We start from the raw sequence: 17,193 nt of genomic DNA on the forward strand, positions 1-17,193 counted from the left end.
CCTCTGGTGCGTCCGGGCCGACGACGCCGCCGTGTCGAGCGCCTGGACCCCCGCGGTCGCCCCCTCGGGGGATGTCACCGTGGCGGTCGGCGCCGGCGGCGACCCCCGCCGCGCGACGGCCCTGCGCAACGCGATCTCGCTGCTGCTCGACACCGGCAGCCTCCCGCTGCGCCGGCACCGGCCGACCGCGGGGAGCGTCGTGCTCGTCGGCGGCGGCCCTGGCGACCCCGGCCTGATCACCACGCGCGGTCGGCGCGCGCTCGCGGAGGCCGACGTCGTGGTCGTCGACCGGCTGGCTCCCCGCGCCCTGCTCGCCGAGCTGGACCCGTCCGTCGAGGTCATCGAGGCCGGCAAGTCGCCGCACGCCCACACGCTCACGCAGACGGAGATCAACGCTGTGCTCGTCGAGCGCGCGCAGGCGGGCAACCGCGTCGTGCGCCTCAAGGGCGGCGACCCGTTCGTGCTCGGCCGGGGCGGCGAGGAGGTGCTGGCCTGCATCGCCGCGGGTGTGCCCGTCGAGGTCGTCCCCGGCGTCACCAGCGCGCTCGCCGTTCCGGCCGCCGCGGGCATCCCCGTCACGCACCGCGGGATGTCCCGCCAGCTGACCATCCTGTCGGCCCACGACACGGCCCCGGACTGGGCCACGCTCGCCCGTCTGGAGGGCACGCTCGTGCTGCTCATGGGCGTCGCGCAGCTGGGCTCCCACACCCGAGAGCTGCTCGCGCACGGCAAGGACCCCGGCACGCCCGTGGCGATCGTCGAGAACGGCACCCTGGCCTCGCAGCGCACCACCGTCGGCACGCTCGCCGACATCGCGACGCTCGCGCGTGAGCGCGGTGTCGGCAACCCGGCCGTGGTCGTCGTCGGCGACGTCGCGGCCCTCGCGGACGTCCTCGGCTGACGATGCCCGACCTTCCGGCGCTGGACGTCCTGCTGCCCCTCGGTGGGCGGCGCCTGGAGCCGCGTCCCGGCGAGCCCGAGCTGTTCGCGCTCTTCGGCGACTCCCCCGGCGTCCGCGCCAACATGGTGAGCACCGTCGACGGTGCCGCCGCGGGTGCCGACGGACGCAGCGGCTCGATCAACGGCCCCGCCGACTGGCGCGTGTTCCGGGTGCTGCGTGCGCTCGCGGACGTGGTCCTCGTCGGCGCCGGGACCGTCCGGGCGGAGGGCTACAGCGCGCTGACCGTGCCCGCCGACCTCGCCGAGGCACGCGCGGCGCGCGGCCTGCCCGCCGACCTCGAGCTCGCCGTGGTCTCGACCTCCGGCGACCTGCCCGACGCGCTGCTCGACGGCGCCCGGCCGCCGCTCGTGCTCACCGTCGCCGACAACCCGGCCCTCGGCGGGCTGCGCTCCCGGATCGGCGACGACCGCGTCCTCGTCACGGGTCCCGGGCACCGCGTCGGGGCGCGGGACGCCGTCGACACCCTCTCCGCCCGAGGCCTGACGCACGTCCTGGCCGAGGGCGGTCCGTCCCTGCTGGCCGACCTGGTCGAGGCGGACGCGGTCGACGAGGTGTGCCTGACCTGGAGCCCGCAGCTGGTCGGCGGACCTGCCGGTCGCATCCTCGGCCAGCCGTCGTGGTTCTCCCCCGCCCGCCCGCTGCACCTGGCGCACCTGCTCCACGCGGACGGCGTGCTGCTGGGGCGCTGGCAGGTGACTAGGCTCGGCGCGTGACCGACACGATCATCGTCCTCACGGAGGACACCCTCTCCAGCTCCGACGTCGACAAGCTCATCGCGCTGCACGCGGACGAGACCTACGCGTACCGCGTCCTCGTCCCGGCGGACTCCGACCAGCCGCTCGTCTCGACGATCATCGACAACCTCAGCATGGGCGAGCTGCGCGAGGCGTGGAACCGCGCCCGCGGCAAGGAGCCGTCGAAGCCCGAGGCCAAGGCGACCGCCGACGAGCAGCTCGCCGGCAGCATCTCGGCGTTCGAGGCCGCCGGCCGCGTGGCCACCGGCTCCGTCGTCGACGACGACCCGCTCCCCGCCCTCAAGTCCGCCGTCGCCGATGGTGACGTCGCCGAGATCGCCGTCGTCACGTATCCGCACGCCGTCGAGGACACGTTCCACCGCGACTGGGCGTCCCGCGCCCGCGACGAGCTCCAGGTCCCGGTCCTGCACCTCTACGCGGGAACCAGCGAGCTCGGCTGACCTTCGCCGCCGGGACCAGCGAGACCGTCGGCGGTCGTGGATCCCCGCCGGGGCCCGCGATAGTCCGAGGATCTCGTCACCGCGTGCGTGGACGAAAGACCGTCGGCGCGTGGGGCAGGGCGAGCGACGCCGCAACGGCGGCGCTGTGCACCCCCATCCGCTCGCGGACGTGTTCCAGGTGCTTGTGCACCGTCGAGACGGCGACGAACAGGCGCGCGGCGATCTCTGCGTGACTGAGCCCGGATCCGACCAGCGCGAGCACCTCCCACTCGCGGGGGGTCAGCTCGGGCACACCGGCCCGGCGGCGTTCGGCGTCGAGCCAGATCTCCTGCACGTGCGGGCGCAGCAGTGCGGCCACCTGGCGATCCCGCTCGTCGAAGCCGGGCCACTCACGCCGGCAGAAGAGGATGCGGCGAACGATGCCGGCCGGGGCCGGCAGCGACACCAGCATGTGCGTCTGGATGTCGTCCCCGAACTTCTGCCGCCGCGCCTCGTTCTTGTCCTTGGTGGAGATGAAGTCGGTGGTGATGACGACGCTGGTGAGGTCGCCCGTGCGTTGGGGGTAGCTGCACATCGGGTCGGCCCACCACCCGCTGAACCAGCCATCGGGCGCGTCGAACACCGTCTGGTCCGAGGACCAGTGCCCGTCTTCGCCGGCAACCTGCTCGCGATCCCAGCGCCCCTGGTCGGGTGCGTAGACCGTGTAGCCGATGTCCGTGTCGCGATCGAGCAGCCCACGCAGCCCGTCGAGCAGCGCCCACGGGACGTCGGGGCCCGGCTCGTCGTGGTACGCGTCGGCGATCAGGCGCACGAGGGCGTCGCCGTCCCCTGCGTGCAGGTGACCTATCGGATCCATCGCGGTCCCCTCCCGCTCGTCCCTGATTCGACGGTAGACCGCGACGCGTGAGTCGGAAATACGTCCGAGTGCGAATGTCCGCACCGATCTGCGACGGGCAGCGTTGACGGCAGCGGACCGGACCCTGGAGCCGATCCCGAGCCGGCGGGGAGACGACCATGACGACGTGGGAGCGTGCGACGACAGCGACCGGCGCGATGATCGCGGTCGCCTGCTTGGCGCTCGGCGGAGCGGGCACGTCCGAGGACCGACGGCCCGCTCGGTCGACCGACGCGATCGTGTCGGCCGCCTGCACACCCGTGGAGACCCCCGCCGGCACGGCGAGCGGGGTCGGGACTGCGCCCCACGCGCCCGGCACCATGCGCGCCGTATGACGGTCAGAAGCCCGTCGACGTGACCTCGGGGTACCAACGGCGGAACTTGCGGACCTGGTTGACCAGCGCCATCGCCACGTACAGGCGTCGCCGGGGCGACTGGTCGCGGGCGTAGCGCAGGGGGTGGGCGACGGCCTTGGCCCGCATCAGCCGCCGGACCCGGGCATTCAGGGCCGGATCCTTCACGTACCGCAGGAGGAGCCGGTGCGGGACGACGGAGTAGAGGATCTCGCGCTCGACGACGACCGGTTCCACCGCGATGCCGTCGACCTGGTCCTCCACGACGAACCGCATGGGGTTGGCCCCGGCCGCGGTCACGTAGTAGTTGTTCCGGCCGATGCGCGGGTTGACCTCGAAGAACCGGAACTTCCCGGAGCGCGGGTCCACCTTGACGTCGAAGTTGGCGAAGCCCCGGTAGCCCGTCGACGCCAGGAACGTGCGGGCCTGGTCGAGCATCTCGTCGTCGCGCGTGGTGATCATCGCCGCGGGGTTCCCCAGCCCGGACGGCGTGTGCTCCTCGAGCAGCACGTGCGCCGAGCAGAGCAGTGTGATCTCGCCACGACTGTCGACGTACGCGGTGATGGAGCGCATCTGCGTGTCGTCGCCCGGGACGAGCTCCTGGACGACGAAGCGCCCCTGGAAGCCCGCGTCCCGCAGCGCCTGCCAGAGCCACGACAGCTCGTCCGGGGTCGCGATCTCGAAGACCTTCTTCTTGCCCTCGAACTCGACGTCCTGGTAGTCCGCGCTGCTGGCCGCCTTGGCGATCAGCGGGTAGTCCAGGTCGACCGGCGCAGCCGCCCAGGGCCCCGAGAAGTCCTGCACGATCGTCCGCGGCACCGAGATGCCGAGGTCCGTGCAGATCTGGGCGAACGTGGCCTTGTCCGAGATCTTGTCGAGCAGGTCCTCGGACAGGAACGGCACCACGTAGTGCTGCTCGAGCACCCCGCGGTGCTGCACGACGACCCGCACCAGCCAGTCCGAGTTCGCCATGAGCAGGAGCTTGTCGTCCGGATGGGCCTGGGCGACCTCGAGCAGCCGGTCGACCAGCTGCTGCGGGTCGTGGCCGTCGGCGACGATCTCGTGCCGCACGATCCGCGAGTGGGCCACCGGACCCAGGGCCGCACCGGCGACGACGACCGACGTGACGCCGTAGGCCTCGTGGAACGAGCGGGCCAGGGCGTACACGCCGATGTCGGCGCCGAGGATGACGGGCTGGAGAGGTCCGGTTCTCGAGGTGAGCGCCTCGCTCACGCGGGCTGCTCGGTGCGGTCGCCGGTCCAGAGCGTGTGGAACGTGCCGTCCTTGTCCGTGCGGCGGTACGTGTGCGCGCCGAAGAAGTCGCGCTGCGCCTGGATCAGAGCGGCAGGCAGGTGCTTGGCCCGGACACCGTCGTAGTACGCGAGCGACGACGAGAACGCAGGCGTGGGAACACCGGCCAGCGCCGCACCGGAGACGACACGGCGCCACGCCGCGAGGCCGTTGCCGACCGCGCCGGTGAAGTACTCGTCGGCGAGCAGCAGCGGCAGGTGCGCGTCGCGCTCGTACGCCTCGGTGATGCGGTTGAGGAAGCGCGCGCGGATGATGCAGCCACCCCGCCAGATGCGGGCCATCGCGCCGCGGTCGACGTCCCAGCCGAACTCGTCGCTGGCGGCGGCGATCTGGTCGAAGCCCTGCGAGTAGGCGACGACCTTCGAGGCGTACAGGGCGAGCCGGACGTCCTCGATGAAGGCGTCGCGGTCCGTGATGGCGAACGGCGTCGCGTCGGCCGGCAGGGCTGCCGCACCGGCCGTGCGCTGCGGGACGGAGCCGGACAGTGCGCGGGCGAACGTCGCCTCCGCGATGCCGGTGATCGGCACGCCGAGGTCGAGCGCGTTCTGCACGGTCCAGCGGCCCGTGCCCTTCTGCTCGGCCTGGTCGAGCACGATGTCGACGAACGCGCTGCCGGTCTCCGCGTCCACGTGCGCGAGCACGTCGGCGGTGATCTCGATGAGGAACGACTCGAGGTCGCCCGTGTTCCACTCGGCGAAGATCTGGCCGATCTCCGCCGCCGAGGCACCCAGCCCCTGGCGCAGCAGGTCGTACGCCTCCGCGATGAGCTGCATGTCGGCGTACTCGATGCCGTTGTGCACCATCTTCACGAAGTGGCCGGCACCGTCCGGGCCGATGTAGGTGCAGCACGGCACGCCGTCGACCTTGGCGGAGATCTTCTCGAGGATCGGGCCGAGGGACTCGTAGGACTCCTTGGTCCCGCCGGGCATGATCGACGGGCCGAGCAGGGCACCCTCCTCGCCGCCGGACACGCCGGAGCCGACGAAGTGCAGGCCCTTCTCACGCAGCGCCGCCTCGCGACGGATCGTGTCGGGGAAGTGCGCGTTCCCGGCGTCGACGACGATGTCGCCCTCCTCCAGGAAGGGCACCAGCTCGTCGATGACCGCGTCCGTGGGGCCGCCGGCCTTCACCATGATGATGATCTTGCGGGGCTTGGCCAGCGACGCGACGAAGTCCTCGACCGACTCGGACGGGACGAAGTCGCCGTCGTCACCGTGGTCCGCGACGAGCGACTCCGTCTTGGCGTACGACCGGTTGTGGATCGCGACCGTGTACCCGTTGCGGGCGAAGTTGCGGGCCAGGTTGCGGCCCATCACGGCCAACCCCGTGACGCCGATCTGCGCGGTTCCGGTGGCGGTTCCTGAGGCGACCATGCGGGAGAGCTCCTTCGAGACGTCGGGGCGTCGTCCGCCTTCCGGCCGCAGGCCGGCGGGGACGGGTCCGGGGTGCTGGGTGCGCGCGTCAGCCTAGTCCGCAGCGGCGTACGACGAAGCGGCGTGCCGGACCGTAAGACGCCGCCGCCGTGCGTACGCTCCACACCGTGACCCCCGCCGGCCCAGACGACGTCCCCGTCGAGTTCGTCAGCGCTCTGCGCTCGCTGCGCCAGGTGACCGTCCGGCCCGAGGTGATCCTCGACGAGGTGCCGGGACCGGCACGCATCGCACCCTTCTCGGCTGCGCTCACGGCGGAGGTCCGCACGGCACGCCGCTCCGTCGCCGCCGCCGAGCTCGCGTCGGGGCGCTTCGTCGTCCTGTTCGACCCCGCCGGCCAGGAGGCGTGGGAGGGCAACTTCCGCCTCGTGACCCTGGTCCGGGCGACGCTCGAGGCAGAGGTGGGCGCCGACCCCCTGCTCGCCGAGGTGGCCTGGAGCTGGTTCGTGGAGTCGCTGCGGGAGTCCGGGCTCGACCCGCACGCCGCCGGGGGGACCGTGACGCGCGTCCTCTCCCAGAGCTTCGGTGCCCTGGACCGCAGGTCCGAGCAGACCGAGCTGGAGATCCGGGCGTCCTGGACCGCAGCCGACGAGAACCTCGCCCCGCACCTGACCGCCTGGGCCACGCTGCTGTGCACCGCGGCCGGCCTGGAGCCGCTGCCCGACGGCGTCGTGGCGCTCGGACCGCGTCGCTGAGCCTCAAGTCGGCCGTCGAGGCTGCCGATGACACGCACGTGAGCATCGAGCCGCTGCGACGAGACCTGGCCCAGGCACGTGGGCCCGAGCTTCGACGTACCCTGACGAGCTCACGCCCCGGGACCTCCACCCCCGTGGCGCCGAGCCCGACCAACCCCGCCACGCAGCAGATGTGCGTCGTCGTGACGGAGGTGGCCGACGGTGACGGCGGTGCCCTCGTGCGCAACCTGCGCCGTCGAGGCGCCCCGCGGGTCGTCGTCCTGACCCGTCGCGCCGCGCGCCCCGAGCTGAGCATCCTGCTGGCCGGCGGCCTGCGCGGCGCCATCGCGAGCGCGACCTCGCCCACCCTGCCCCGGGCCGCGGCTCCCGCGGCCGCCCCGCCGCCCCTGCCGGAGCTGACCGCGCGCGAGGTCAGCGTGCTCAAGCTCGTGGCGGACGGCCGGACCAACCGGCTCATCGGCGAGGAGCTCGGCCTGTCCGCGCTCACCGTCAAGAGCCACCTCGCGCGCATCTCGCGCAAGCTAGGCACCGGCGACCGCGCCGAGCTCGTCGCCATCTCCATCCGCGGCGGCGTCCTGTCCTGACGGGCCTGACCCGTTTGCTCCCGCGCGGCCTGCGCGGATGCGTCCGTCCCGTCGCTTACCGTTGCACTCATGCGACCTGAGGCGACCCCCGACCTCCCCGCCGGGGGGTCTGAGCCGCCTGCCGTCGAACCTTCCGTGGACCTTCCCGACGAGCCCGCCGGCGACGTCTCGGAGGCTCCGGAGGTCGTCATGCTCACCGAGCCGGCCGAGGGCATCCCGCCGGTCGTCGAGACCGCCGAGGCCCTCGCGGCCGTCGTCGCCGCCTTCGGCGCGGGCACCGGCCCGGTCGCCGTGGACGCCGAGCGCGCCTCGGGCTACCGCTACGGCCAGCGCACCTACCTGGTGCAGATCCGACGCGAGGGCGCCGGGACCGCGCTGATCGACCCGATCGCCGTCCCCGACCTGTCGTCGCTGTCCCAGGCGCTCGTCGGCGTCGAGTGGGTCCTGCACGCGGCGTCCCAGGACCTGCCGGGTCTGGCCGAGCAGAACATGCTGCCCAGCCGCGTGTTCGACACCGAGCTCGGTGCCCGGCTGCTCGGCATGGAGCGCGTCGGGCTGGCCGCCGTCGTCGCCGACGCGCTCGGGCTCGGCCTGGCCAAGGAGCACTCCGCGGTCGACTGGTCCACGCGCCCGCTCCCGTCCGAGTGGCTGCGGTACGCCGCGCTCGACGTCGAGGTGCTCGTCGAGCTGCGCGAGATCCTGGCCGAGCGGCTGGCCGTCGCCGGCAAGGCCGAGTGGGCCGCCCAGGAGTTCGAGGCCGTCCGCACCGCACCTCCGCCGCCTCCGCGCGTCGAGCCCTGGCGCCGCGTCTCCGGCCTGCACGCGATCCGCGACGCCCGCCGCCTGGGCGTGGTCCGCGAGCTCTGGCTCACGCGTGACCTGAACGCCCGCCAGCGGGACATCTCCCCCGGCCGCGTCCTGCCCGACCACGCGATCGTCGCGGCGGCGCAGGCCCTGCCGCGCACCGTCAACGAGCTGACGGCGCTGCCGGCCTTCGCCGGCAAGGGCACGCGTCGGCGGGCCACGCTCTGGCAGTCGGCGATCGACCGCGCCATGGCCGAGCCCGACAGCGACCTGCCCTCGGTGCGGGGACCGAAGAGCGACGCGCCTCCCCCGCCGCGCGCCTGGGCCGAGAAGGACCCGGCGGCGGCTGCGCGCCTGGCCGCGGCGCGCGAGGCCGTGGCGGCGCTGTCGACGCAGTGGTCCGTCCCGGCGGAGAACCTCCTGCAGCCGGACCTGCTGCGCCGGCTGTGCTGGACCCCGCCCACCACGCTGGACCTCGACGGGATCAGCGGATTCCTGACCGCCGGCGGCGCTCGCCCGTGGCAGGTCGAGCTCGTCGCGCCGCGACTCGCCGAGGCGTTCGCAAGCCTCTAGACAGCCCGGTTACCGACGGGTAACTTACGCGTCGCACGAATCCCGGTACTCGGGGTATCGTCTAATGGTCGCGGGCTCGCAGTCGCGTGCCCGCCGGACACCGTCGTCCCGCCTTTGGAGGCCCTGGATGCCCACCCCCGCACCGCGAGTCCGTCGCGTCGTGTTCGTCGACGGGGTACGCACCCCGTTCGGTCGCGCACGCAAGGACGGCCTGTACGCGAACACCCGCGCCGACGACCTGTCGGTCAAGACGATCCGTGAGCTGCTGCGCCGCCACCCGGAGCTGCCGCCCGAGCGGATCGACGAGGTCGCCATCGCCGCGACCACGCAGCAGGGCGACCAGGGCCTGACCCTCGGTCGCACCGTCGGCGTGCTGGCTGGGCTGCCCCGGTCCGTGCCCGGGTACGCGATCGACCGCATGTGCGCGGGCGCCATGACCGCGGTGACCAACACGGCCGCCGCGATCGGCGTGGGCGCCCAGGACGTCGCCCTGGCCGGCGGGGTCGAGCACATGGGTCACCACCCGATGGGCTTCGACGCCGACCCGAACCCGCGGTTCCTGTCCGAGCGCCTGGTCGAGAACGACGCGCTCAACATGGGCGTCACGGCCGAGAACCTGCACGACACGTTCCCCGCCCTGACGCGGGAACGTGCGGACGCCTACGGCGCCGCCAGCCAGGCCAAGTACGCCGCCGCGCTGGCCGCCGACAAGATCGACCCCGACCTCGTGCCCGTCGCGCTGCGCGACCCGGAGAACGGCTGGGGCCTGGCCACCGCCGACGAGCCGCCCCGACCGGGCACCACCGTCGAGGCGATCCAGAAGCTGCCCACGCCCTTCCGCCCGGGCGGCCGCGTCACGGCCGGCACCGCCGCACCGCTGACCGACGGCGCCGCGTCCTGCCTGCTCGCCGCCGAGGACACCGCCGCCGAGCTCGGCCTGCCGACCCGGATGCGCATGGTGTCGTTCGCCTACGCCGGCGTCGAGCCGTCGATCATGGGCATCGGCCCCGTCCCGGCCACCACCAAGGCGCTGCAGCGCGCCGGGCTGACCATCGAGGACATCGGCCTGTTCGAGATCAACGAGGCGTTCGCCGTACAGGTGCTCTCGTTCCTCGACGCATTCGGCATCGCCGACGACGACCCGCGGGTCAACGAGTACGGCGGCGCGATCGCCGTCGGCCACCCGCTGGCCTCGTCGGGCGTCCGCCTCATGACGCAGCTCGCCCGCCAGTTCGCCGACCACCCCGAGGTCCGCTACGGCCTCACGACGATGTGCGTGGGCCTCGGCCAGGGCGGCACCGTCATCTGGGAGAACCCGCACCACCCCGACTACGAGTCCTACACCGAGGAGAGCGCCAAGTGAGCGACGAGCGCGTCACCCACTCCCACGCCCGCGACGTCCGCCTGCCCGGCGGTGCCGGCACGCTCGCGCTGGTCACCCTCGACAACGGCCTCGACCACACGAAGCCGACGACGCTCGGCCCGGTGGGCATCGCCGAGCTGACCGAGACCCTCAAGGCGCAGCAGGCACGGGCCGCGGCAGGCGAGATCGTCGCCGTCGCCGTGACCGGCAAGCCGTACTTCCTGGCGGCCGGAGCCGATCTGAGCCAGGCGGGCACGATCCCCGACCGCGACGCCGCCCTCGCGTTCGCGCGCGCCGGCCACGCCGTCTACGAGCTGCTGCACTCGATGGGCGTGCCGACGTTCGCGTTCGTCAACGGCATCGCACTGGGCGGCGGCCTCGAGCTCGCCCTCAACTGCGACTACCGCACCGCCGCGTCCGACGTACGCGCTCTGGCCCTGCCCGAGACGGGCCTCGGCCTGGTACCCGGCTGGGGCGGCGCCTACCTCGTGCCGCGCCTGGTGGGCATCGAGAAGGCGATCGACGTGATCTTCACGCGGCCCGCCGCCAACAAGCCGTACTCGGCGACCGAGGCCGGCTCGTTCGGTCTCGTCGACGTGGTCCTGGACCCGGCCGACTTCCTCGAGGAGTCGATCCGCTGGGCCGCTCGCGTGGTCACCGGCGAGGTCGTCGTCGAGCGCCGTCCGCTCGACCCGACCCCGCTGTGGGACGGCGCGGTCGCCGCCACCCGGCAGCGGCTGGACGCCGTCGTCGCCGGCTCGCGCCCGGCGCCCGGACGCGCGCTCGACCTCGTCGCGGCCGCGCGCACCGAGAACCGGGCCGAGGCGTTCGCCGCCGAGGACGAGGCGCTCGCCGACCTGATCATGAGCGACGAGATGCGCGCCAGCGTGTACGCGTTCGGGCTCGTCTCCGGCGGCAAGCGTCCCGCGGGCGCACCCGACCGGTCGCTCGCGCAGCCCGTCACGCGCGTCGGCATCGTCGGCGCCGGCCTCATGGCCGCGCAGATCGCGACCCTGTTCGCGCAGCGGCTCGGCGTGCCGGTCGTCATGCGCGACCTGGACCAGGAGCGCGTCGACAAGGGGCTCGCTGCGGTCAAGGCGACCGTGGACCGGCTCACGTCGACGGGCCGGATGGGTCAGGCCGCCGGTGCCCGCCTCCTCGGCTCGATCCACGGGACCACCGACCTGGCCGAGTTCGCATCCTGCGACCTGGTCATCGAGGCCGTCACCGAGATCCTCGACCTCAAGAAGCGCGTCTTCGCCGAGCTCGAGACGGTCATCTCCCCGACGGCCATCCTCGCGACGAACACGTCCGCCCTGTCCGTGACCGCGATGGCCGCGGACCTGCAGCATCCCGAGCGCGTCGTCGGTCTGCACTTCTTCAACCCCGTGGCCGCGATGCCGCTGGTCGAGGTGGTGCAGGCGCAGCAGACGTCGCTCGAGGCGCTGGCCACCGGGTTCGCCGTGGCGTCCAAGCTGCGCAAGACGGCGGTGCTCGTGGCCGACCGCCCGGGATTCGTCGTCAACCGGCTGCTCGTCCTGCTGCTCGGCGTGATCGTCGACGCGGTCGAGAACGGCACGCCCGTCGAGGTGGCCGACCGTGCGCTGCGGCCCCTCGGACTGCCGATGCCGCCGTTCGAGCTGTTCGACCTGGTGGGACCGGCCGTCGGGCTGCACGTCCTCACGTCGCTGCGCGAGGACCTGGGCGACCGGTTCCCGCGCTCGCCGGGATTGGAGAAGCTCGTCGCCGACGGCACCAAGGTCGTCCTGCCGGCACCCGCCAAGGGACTGCCCAAGCCCGTCGACCCGGCCATCCAGTCGGCGTTCACGGGGCCCGCGCAGGCCGCGCCGCTCGACGAGGCGGGCGTGCTCGACAGCGTGCTCACCGCGCTGACGGTCGAGGTCGGGCACATGCTCGAGGAGGGCGTCGTCGCCACCCCGCAGCAGATCGACCTCTGCATGATCCTCGGTGCGGGCTGGGGCTTCCACCTCGGCGGCCTCACGCCCTACCTGGACCGCACGGGCTACTCCGAGCGCGTCCTGGGCCGGCGGCTGCTCCCCGACGGGTTGGCGAACGTCCCGACTGCGTGAGCACAGAGAGGGAGGCGGCGGACCACCGGTCCACCGCCTCCCTCGTGCGTTGCCCGGCTAGCGTCTGCGGAGCGCCAGGAGCCGCTGCAGGACCACGAAGACCAGCAGCAGCGCGCCGATGAAGATCTTGGTCCACCAGGAGCTCAGCGTGCCCTGGAACGTGATGATCGTCTGGATCAGACCCAGCACGACCACACCCATCACGGACCCGAGGACGAAGCCGCTCCCTCCGGTCAGCAGGGTGCCACCGATGACCACCGCGGCGATCGCGTCGAGCTCCATGCCCACGCCCGTGAGCGAGTACCCGGACCGCGAGAACACCACGAAGAGGAGTCCGCCGATGCCCGCGCACGTCCCGCTGATGACGTAGACGAGCACCTTGGTGCGGGCCACGGGCAGGCCCATGAGCCGGGCGGACTGCTCGCTGCCGCCGATGGCGTAGACCGTGCGACCGAACCGCGTGTAGTGCAGGGTGACGAACGCGATCAGCACCACGGCAAGTGCGATGACTCCGCTGGGCGTGATGTCGAACGTGCCGAAGAGCGGCCACCGGGTCTGCGAGAGAGAGACGATGGTCGGGTCGGTGATCGGGATCGACTCGGGCGCGACGATGTAGCACAGGCCTCGGGCCAGGAACATCGCCGCCAACGTGGCGATGAACGGCTGTACCTCGAAGACGTGGATCATCAGCCCGACGGCGAGGCCGATCAGCGTTCCGACGAGGACGGCCGCCGGGATGGCGAAGGCGGCACTCCAGCCGTGCGTGAACATCCACGCCGACACGCACGTGGACAGGGCCAGGACCGCACCGACCGACAGGTCGATGCCGCCCGTGAGGATCACGAAGGTCATGCCCACCGCGAGGACCACGAGGAACGAGTTGTTGATGAGCACGTTGGCCATGACGCGGCCCGTGAGGAAGTTCTCGTACAGGTTCCCACCGATGGCGAGCATCAGGACGAGCACGATGACCGTGCCGAGCACGGGGATGTAGCGGTCGTCGATCCGGAACCTGCGGCGACGGGAGGTCGTCGAGGGGTCCGACACGGTCGGCGAGGTGAGCTGGTCGGTCGCCATCAGGCCGGAACCTCCACGGGCGCGGGGGCGGGGGCGGCTGGTCGACGTCGACCCCATGAGCTGTTCCGCACCTTGGGTGACTGCAGCAGGCAGACGACGATGACGACGAGCGCCTTGAACAGCGACACTGCGTTGGCCGGCACACCGAGGATCGTGATCGTGAGCGTGAGCGTCGTGATCACCAGGGCGCCGACGAGCGTGCCCGCCAGGGAGAACTTGCCTCCCGCGAGCGACGTGCCTCCGATGACGACCGCGAGGATGGCGTCGAGCTCGATGAACAGGCCGACGTTGTTGGCGTCGGCCGCCATCGTGTCGGCACTCTTGATGAACCCCGCGATGCACGCGAAGAGCGCGCACAGGATGTAGACGGTCCAGATGATCGTCCGCGCCCGCACACCGGCGAGCCGGCTGGCCGACGGGTTGATGCCGACCGCCTCGATGAGCACCCCGAGCGCCGTGCGGCGGGTGACCAACGCCGTCACCACGAAGAAGAACCCGGCGATCAGCGCCGCGTTCGGCAGGCCGAGCGTGTACCCCGACGCGAGCGACTTGTAGGGGGCGCTCGTCACGGTGGTGATCTGGCCGCCGGTGATGAGCATGGCGATGCCGCGACCGGCCGTCATCAGGACCAGTGTCGCGATGATCGGTTGGATGCCGACGACCGCGATGAGGAACCCGTTCCAGATCCCGATGACGAGGCACACCAGCAGGGCGGTGGCCATCGCGGAGGCCACCGTGGCCACCGACCCGGGGTCGGGCGAGGAGGCGATCTGCGTCAGCGCGATCGCACCCGCGATCGCCATGACGGCGCCGACCGACAGGTCGATGCCGCGTGTCGCGATCACCAGCGTCATGCCGAGCGCGACCAGGAGCAGCACGCTCGTGCGACGGATGATGTCGATAGGACCGCCGAACAGGTGCCCGTCACGGACCTCGATGTCGAGGAACGTGTGCGACTTCAGCACGCTGGCCAGCAGCAGGGCGAGGAGCGCGACGACGGGCCAGAACAGGCGGTGCCGGGTGATGGTGCTCATGACTCAGCCCCTCCGCTCGCGATCAGGTGGACCACGTCGTCGGTGGTGACGTCGTCCGAGTTGGTGATCTGGGCGACCAGACGGCGGTCGCGCAGCACGGCGATCCGGTGCGAGAGCCGCAGGACCTCCTCGAGCTCGGCCGAGATGAAGACGACGGCCATGCCCTGGGACGCGAGCTCGGCGACGAGCTTCTGGATCTCCGCCTTGGCGCCGACGTCGATACCGCGGGTGGGCTCGTCGAGGATCAGCAGCTTGGGCTGCGTGGCGAGCCACCGGGCGAGCAGCACCTTCTGCTGGTTGCCGCCCGAGAGGTTGGCCGCGATCGCCTCCGGGTTGGCGGGACGGATGCCGAGCGCCTTGATGTACCCGTCGACGACCTCGTCGGTCTTGCGGCGGGACACCTTCCGCAGCCAGCCGCGGTCGGCCTGCAGCCCCAGCGTGATGTTCTCGCGGACGGTCAGGTCGCCGACGATGCCCTCGGTCTTGCGGCTCTCCGAGGAGTAGACGATGCCGCGGGCCAGCGCAGAGCGCGGGGTGCGCAGCTTCGTCGGCTCGCCCAGCACCCGCACCTCGCCGTGGTCGGCGCGGTCGGCGCCGTACAGCAGCCGCGCGAGCTCGGTGCGGCCGGAGCCCAGCAGTCCGGCCAGCCCGACCACCTCGCCGGCGTAGACGTCGAGGTCGAACGGCTCGATCGACCCCTTGCGCCCCAGGCCGATGGCCTGCACGAACGGTGCGGTGTCGGAGCGCTCGGCGACGGACCGCTTGGGCGCCTCCTCGAGCTCCTCGAGCACCTCGAGGGCGCGGCCGATCATCTTCTGCACCAGCTCGACGCGCGGCAGCTCGGACGGGCGGTACTCCCCCACCAGCGCCCCGTTGCGCAGCACGGTCAGACGGTCGCTGATCGCGTAGACCTGGTCGAGGAAGTGGGAGACGAACAGGATGGCGACGCCGCTGTCGCGCAGCCTGCGGACGACGTCGAACAGCCGAGCGACCTCGTCGGCGTCCAGGCTCGAGGTCGGCTCGTCGAGGATGAGCACGCGGGCGTCGACGACCATGGCCCGGGAGATCGCCACGAGCTGCTGCACGGCGAGCGAGTGCGCGGACAGCGACGACTTGGGGTCGATGTCGAGGTTGAGGGTGGCCAGGTGGTCACGGGCCGCGCGGCGCGTGCTGCGCCAGTCGATCACGCCGGCCCGGCGCACCTCGTGCCCGAGCATGATGTTCTCGGCGACGGACAGGTTGTCGCAGAGGTTGACCTCTTGGTACACGGTGCTGATCCCGGCGTCCTGCGCCTGGGCGGGGCCCGTGAAGGACCGTTCCTGCCCGTCGACGACGATGCTGCCCGCATCGATCGCGTACACGCCGGTGAGCGCCTTGATGAGGGTGGACTTCCCGGCACCGTTCTCGCCCATGAGGGCGTGCACCTCACCGGGGAACAGGCGGAAGTCGACACCGTCGAGGGCCTTGACCCCCGGGAAGCCGAGGGTGATCCCCGACATCGTGACGATCGGGGGGTCCTGCTGCTGCGTTGCGGTCATCGTCGACCTTTCCTCCGAACCGACCGTACGGGTCGGCGGGATGAGCCGCTCCCCGGGGCGKGGGCCCCGGGGAGCGGCGTGGACAGGGTCAGATGTCCGTCAGTACTGCCGGTCGGGCAGGGCCGCGATCGCCTGCTCCTGGTTGAACTCGCCGTCCTGCGTGACGATGCGCGGCTCGACCGTGCCACCGCTGTTCAGCGTCTTGATGATCTCCGCCAGGTCCGGGCCGAGCAGCGGGTTGCACTCGACGATGTAGCTGATCTTGCCCTCGGAGAGCGCGACCATGCCGTCGTGGACGCCGTCGATGCTGACGACCTTGATGTCCTTGCCGGGCACCTTGCCGGCAGCCTCGATCGCCTCGATCGCACCCAGGCCCATGTCGTCGTTGTGGGCGTAGACCACGTCGATGTCCGGGTACGCCTGGAGGAAGCCCTCCATGACCGTCTTGCCCTCGGCGCGCGTGAAGTTACCGGTCTCCGACGCGATCACCTTGACGTTCGGGTTGTCCTTGATCGCGTCCGCGAAGCCGGACTTGCGGTCGTTCGCCGGTGCCGAGCCCGTGGTGCCCTGCAGCTCGACGACGTTGATCGGCTCCGTGCCGAGGGTGTCGGAGACGTACTTGCCGATCCGCTCGCCCTCCTGGACGAAGTCCGACCCGATGAACGTCTTGTAGAGCGACGTGTCCTCGGTGTCGACCGCGCGGTCGGTGAGGATCACGGGGATGTTGGCCGCCTTGGCCTCCTCGAGGACCGCGTCCCAGCCGGACTCGACCACGGGCGAGAACGCGATGTAGTCGACGCCCTGGGCGATGTACGACCGGATCGCCTGGATCTGGTTCTCCTGCTTCTGCTGCGCGTCCGAGAACTTCAGGTCGAAGCCTGCGTCCGCGGTCAGGGTGTCCTGGATGGACTTGGTGTTGGCCGCGCGCCAGCCGCTCTCCGAGCCGACCTGGCTGAAGCCGACGACGATGGCGTCGTCGCCGCCGCCACCGGCCTGCGCGGTCGAGCCGCCACTGGCGTCGTCGCCGCTGTCGCTGCCTCCGCACGCCGCCAGACCGAGTGCGAGTGCTGCGACGCCGGCGACGATCGCGCTGGTCCTGAACCTCTTGCTGAGCATCTGATTCTCCTCCTTGAGAACGACAGGCACGCTGGACCGGCCCACGCCGGCCGGTCCGCGCCGCGAAGTCCCAGGCACGGGACCCGCGAGCACCGCTGCGTCCGGCGAGGGCCGGTCGGCAGCGGGTTCAGCTAACCGATGTTAGCGCTCACATCGTGCGGAGTGCCTCCTCTT

At 72.0% G+C, this 17,193-nt stretch carries 16 protein-coding genes; 9 read left to right on the forward strand and 7 right to left on the reverse strand.

The genetic code is table 11. The features are described from left to right. From cobA to AC1DUE_RS11025, 3 genes are all read left to right on the forward strand, one after another. On the forward strand, positions 1 to 901 hold a 901-nt coding region (gene cobA, locus AC1DUE_RS11015), incomplete at its 5' end, for a uroporphyrinogen-III C-methyltransferase (RefSeq protein WP_477039462.1). Positions 902 to 903: 2 nt separating this feature from the next. Continuing rightward, on the forward strand, positions 904 to 1,674 hold the full coding sequence (locus AC1DUE_RS11020; RefSeq protein WP_477039463.1) for a dihydrofolate reductase family protein: 771 nt from the start codon (positions 904 to 906) through the stop codon (positions 1,672 to 1,674). Further along, a complete protein-coding gene (locus AC1DUE_RS11025) occupies positions 1,671 to 2,156 on the forward strand; it encodes a hypothetical protein (protein WP_477039464.1) in 486 nt (161 codons plus the stop codon). The genes AC1DUE_RS11020 and AC1DUE_RS11025 overlap by 4 nt, the downstream gene beginning before the upstream one ends. 76 nt (positions 2,157 to 2,232) lie before the next feature. Here the strand turns inward: AC1DUE_RS11025 and AC1DUE_RS11030 are convergent, their stop codons facing one another. After that, positions 2,233 to 3,012, reverse strand: a complete 780-nt coding sequence (locus tag AC1DUE_RS11030; protein ID WP_477039465.1) for a helix-turn-helix transcriptional regulator — start codon at positions 3,010 to 3,012, stop codon at positions 2,233 to 2,235. 158 nt (positions 3,013 to 3,170) lie between these two features. Between AC1DUE_RS11030 and AC1DUE_RS11035 the strand changes: the two genes are divergently transcribed. Next, on the forward strand, positions 3,171 to 3,386 hold the full coding sequence (locus AC1DUE_RS11035; RefSeq protein WP_477039466.1) for a hypothetical protein: 216 nt from the start codon (positions 3,171 to 3,173) through the stop codon (positions 3,384 to 3,386). A gap of 3 nt (positions 3,387 to 3,389) precedes the next feature. Here the strand turns inward: AC1DUE_RS11035 and AC1DUE_RS11040 are convergent, their stop codons facing one another. Together AC1DUE_RS11040 and gndA are read right to left on the reverse strand one after the other, a co-directional pair. Continuing rightward, on the reverse strand, positions 3,390 to 4,637 hold the full coding sequence (locus AC1DUE_RS11040) for a carboxylate--amine ligase (RefSeq protein WP_477039467.1): 1,248 nt from the start codon (positions 4,635 to 4,637) through the stop codon (positions 3,390 to 3,392). Beyond that, positions 4,634 to 6,088 carry an NADP-dependent phosphogluconate dehydrogenase gene (gene gndA, locus AC1DUE_RS11045; RefSeq protein WP_477039468.1) on the reverse strand — a complete coding sequence of 485 codons (1,455 nt, stop codon included), beginning with the start codon at positions 6,086 to 6,088 and terminating at the stop codon, positions 4,634 to 4,636. The genes AC1DUE_RS11040 and gndA overlap by 4 nt, the downstream gene beginning before the upstream one ends. Positions 6,089 to 6,255: 167 nt before the next feature. Here gndA and AC1DUE_RS11050 point away from each other — a divergent pair, with 167 nt between their 5' ends. The 5 genes from AC1DUE_RS11050 to AC1DUE_RS11070 all read left to right on the forward strand — a co-directional run bounded on the left by AC1DUE_RS11050 (position 6,256) and on the right by AC1DUE_RS11070 (position 12,254). Next, positions 6,256 to 6,840, forward strand: a complete 585-nt coding sequence (locus AC1DUE_RS11050; protein ID WP_477039469.1) for a DUF3000 domain-containing protein — start codon at positions 6,256 to 6,258, stop codon at positions 6,838 to 6,840. A 38-nt stretch (positions 6,841 to 6,878) separates the two neighbouring features. Further along, positions 6,879 to 7,424, forward strand: a complete 546-nt coding sequence (locus tag AC1DUE_RS11055) for a helix-turn-helix transcriptional regulator (RefSeq protein WP_477039470.1) — start codon at positions 6,879 to 6,881, stop codon at positions 7,422 to 7,424. A 189-nt stretch (positions 7,425 to 7,613) separates the two neighbouring features. Continuing rightward, positions 7,614 to 8,801: an HRDC domain-containing protein gene (locus AC1DUE_RS11060; RefSeq protein ID WP_477039559.1), complete on the forward strand. Its 1,188-nt coding sequence runs from the start codon at positions 7,614 to 7,616 to the stop codon at positions 8,799 to 8,801. A 127-nt stretch (positions 8,802 to 8,928) separates the two neighbouring features. Beyond that, positions 8,929 to 10,164: a thiolase family protein gene (locus AC1DUE_RS11065; RefSeq protein WP_477039471.1), complete on the forward strand. Its 1,236-nt coding sequence runs from the start codon at positions 8,929 to 8,931 to the stop codon at positions 10,162 to 10,164. Next, on the forward strand, positions 10,161 to 12,254 hold the full coding sequence (locus AC1DUE_RS11070) for a 3-hydroxyacyl-CoA dehydrogenase NAD-binding domain-containing protein (RefSeq protein WP_477039472.1): 2,094 nt from the start codon (positions 10,161 to 10,163) through the stop codon (positions 12,252 to 12,254). The genes AC1DUE_RS11065 and AC1DUE_RS11070 overlap by 4 nt, the downstream gene beginning before the upstream one ends. Positions 12,255 to 12,311: 57 nt before the next feature. Here the strand turns inward: AC1DUE_RS11070 and yjfF are convergent, their stop codons facing one another. From yjfF to AC1DUE_RS11090, 4 genes are all read right to left on the reverse strand, one after another. Then, positions 12,312 to 13,331, reverse strand: coding sequence for a galactofuranose ABC transporter, permease protein YjfF (yjfF, locus tag AC1DUE_RS11075; protein WP_477039473.1), 1,020 nt, complete (start codon positions 13,329 to 13,331; stop codon positions 12,312 to 12,314). After that, complete coding sequence (locus AC1DUE_RS11080; RefSeq protein ID WP_477039474.1) at positions 13,331 to 14,365, reverse strand: ABC transporter permease; 1,035 nt, start codon at positions 14,363 to 14,365, stop codon at positions 13,331 to 13,333. The genes yjfF and AC1DUE_RS11080 overlap by 1 nt, the downstream gene beginning before the upstream one ends. Beyond that, positions 14,362 to 15,903 (reverse strand): sugar ABC transporter ATP-binding protein, encoded by a 1,542-nt coding sequence (locus AC1DUE_RS11085; protein WP_477039475.1) that lies wholly within the window; start codon positions 15,901 to 15,903, stop codon positions 14,362 to 14,364. The genes AC1DUE_RS11080 and AC1DUE_RS11085 overlap by 4 nt, the downstream gene beginning before the upstream one ends. Before the next feature lie 99 nt (positions 15,904 to 16,002). Further along, complete coding sequence (locus AC1DUE_RS11090; protein ID WP_477039476.1) at positions 16,003 to 17,019, reverse strand: ABC transporter substrate-binding protein; 1,017 nt, start codon at positions 17,017 to 17,019, stop codon at positions 16,003 to 16,005. Positions 17,020 to 17,193 lie beyond the last annotated feature (174 nt).

This window comes from Cellulomonas sp. P4_A2 (genome assembly GCF_056402515.1).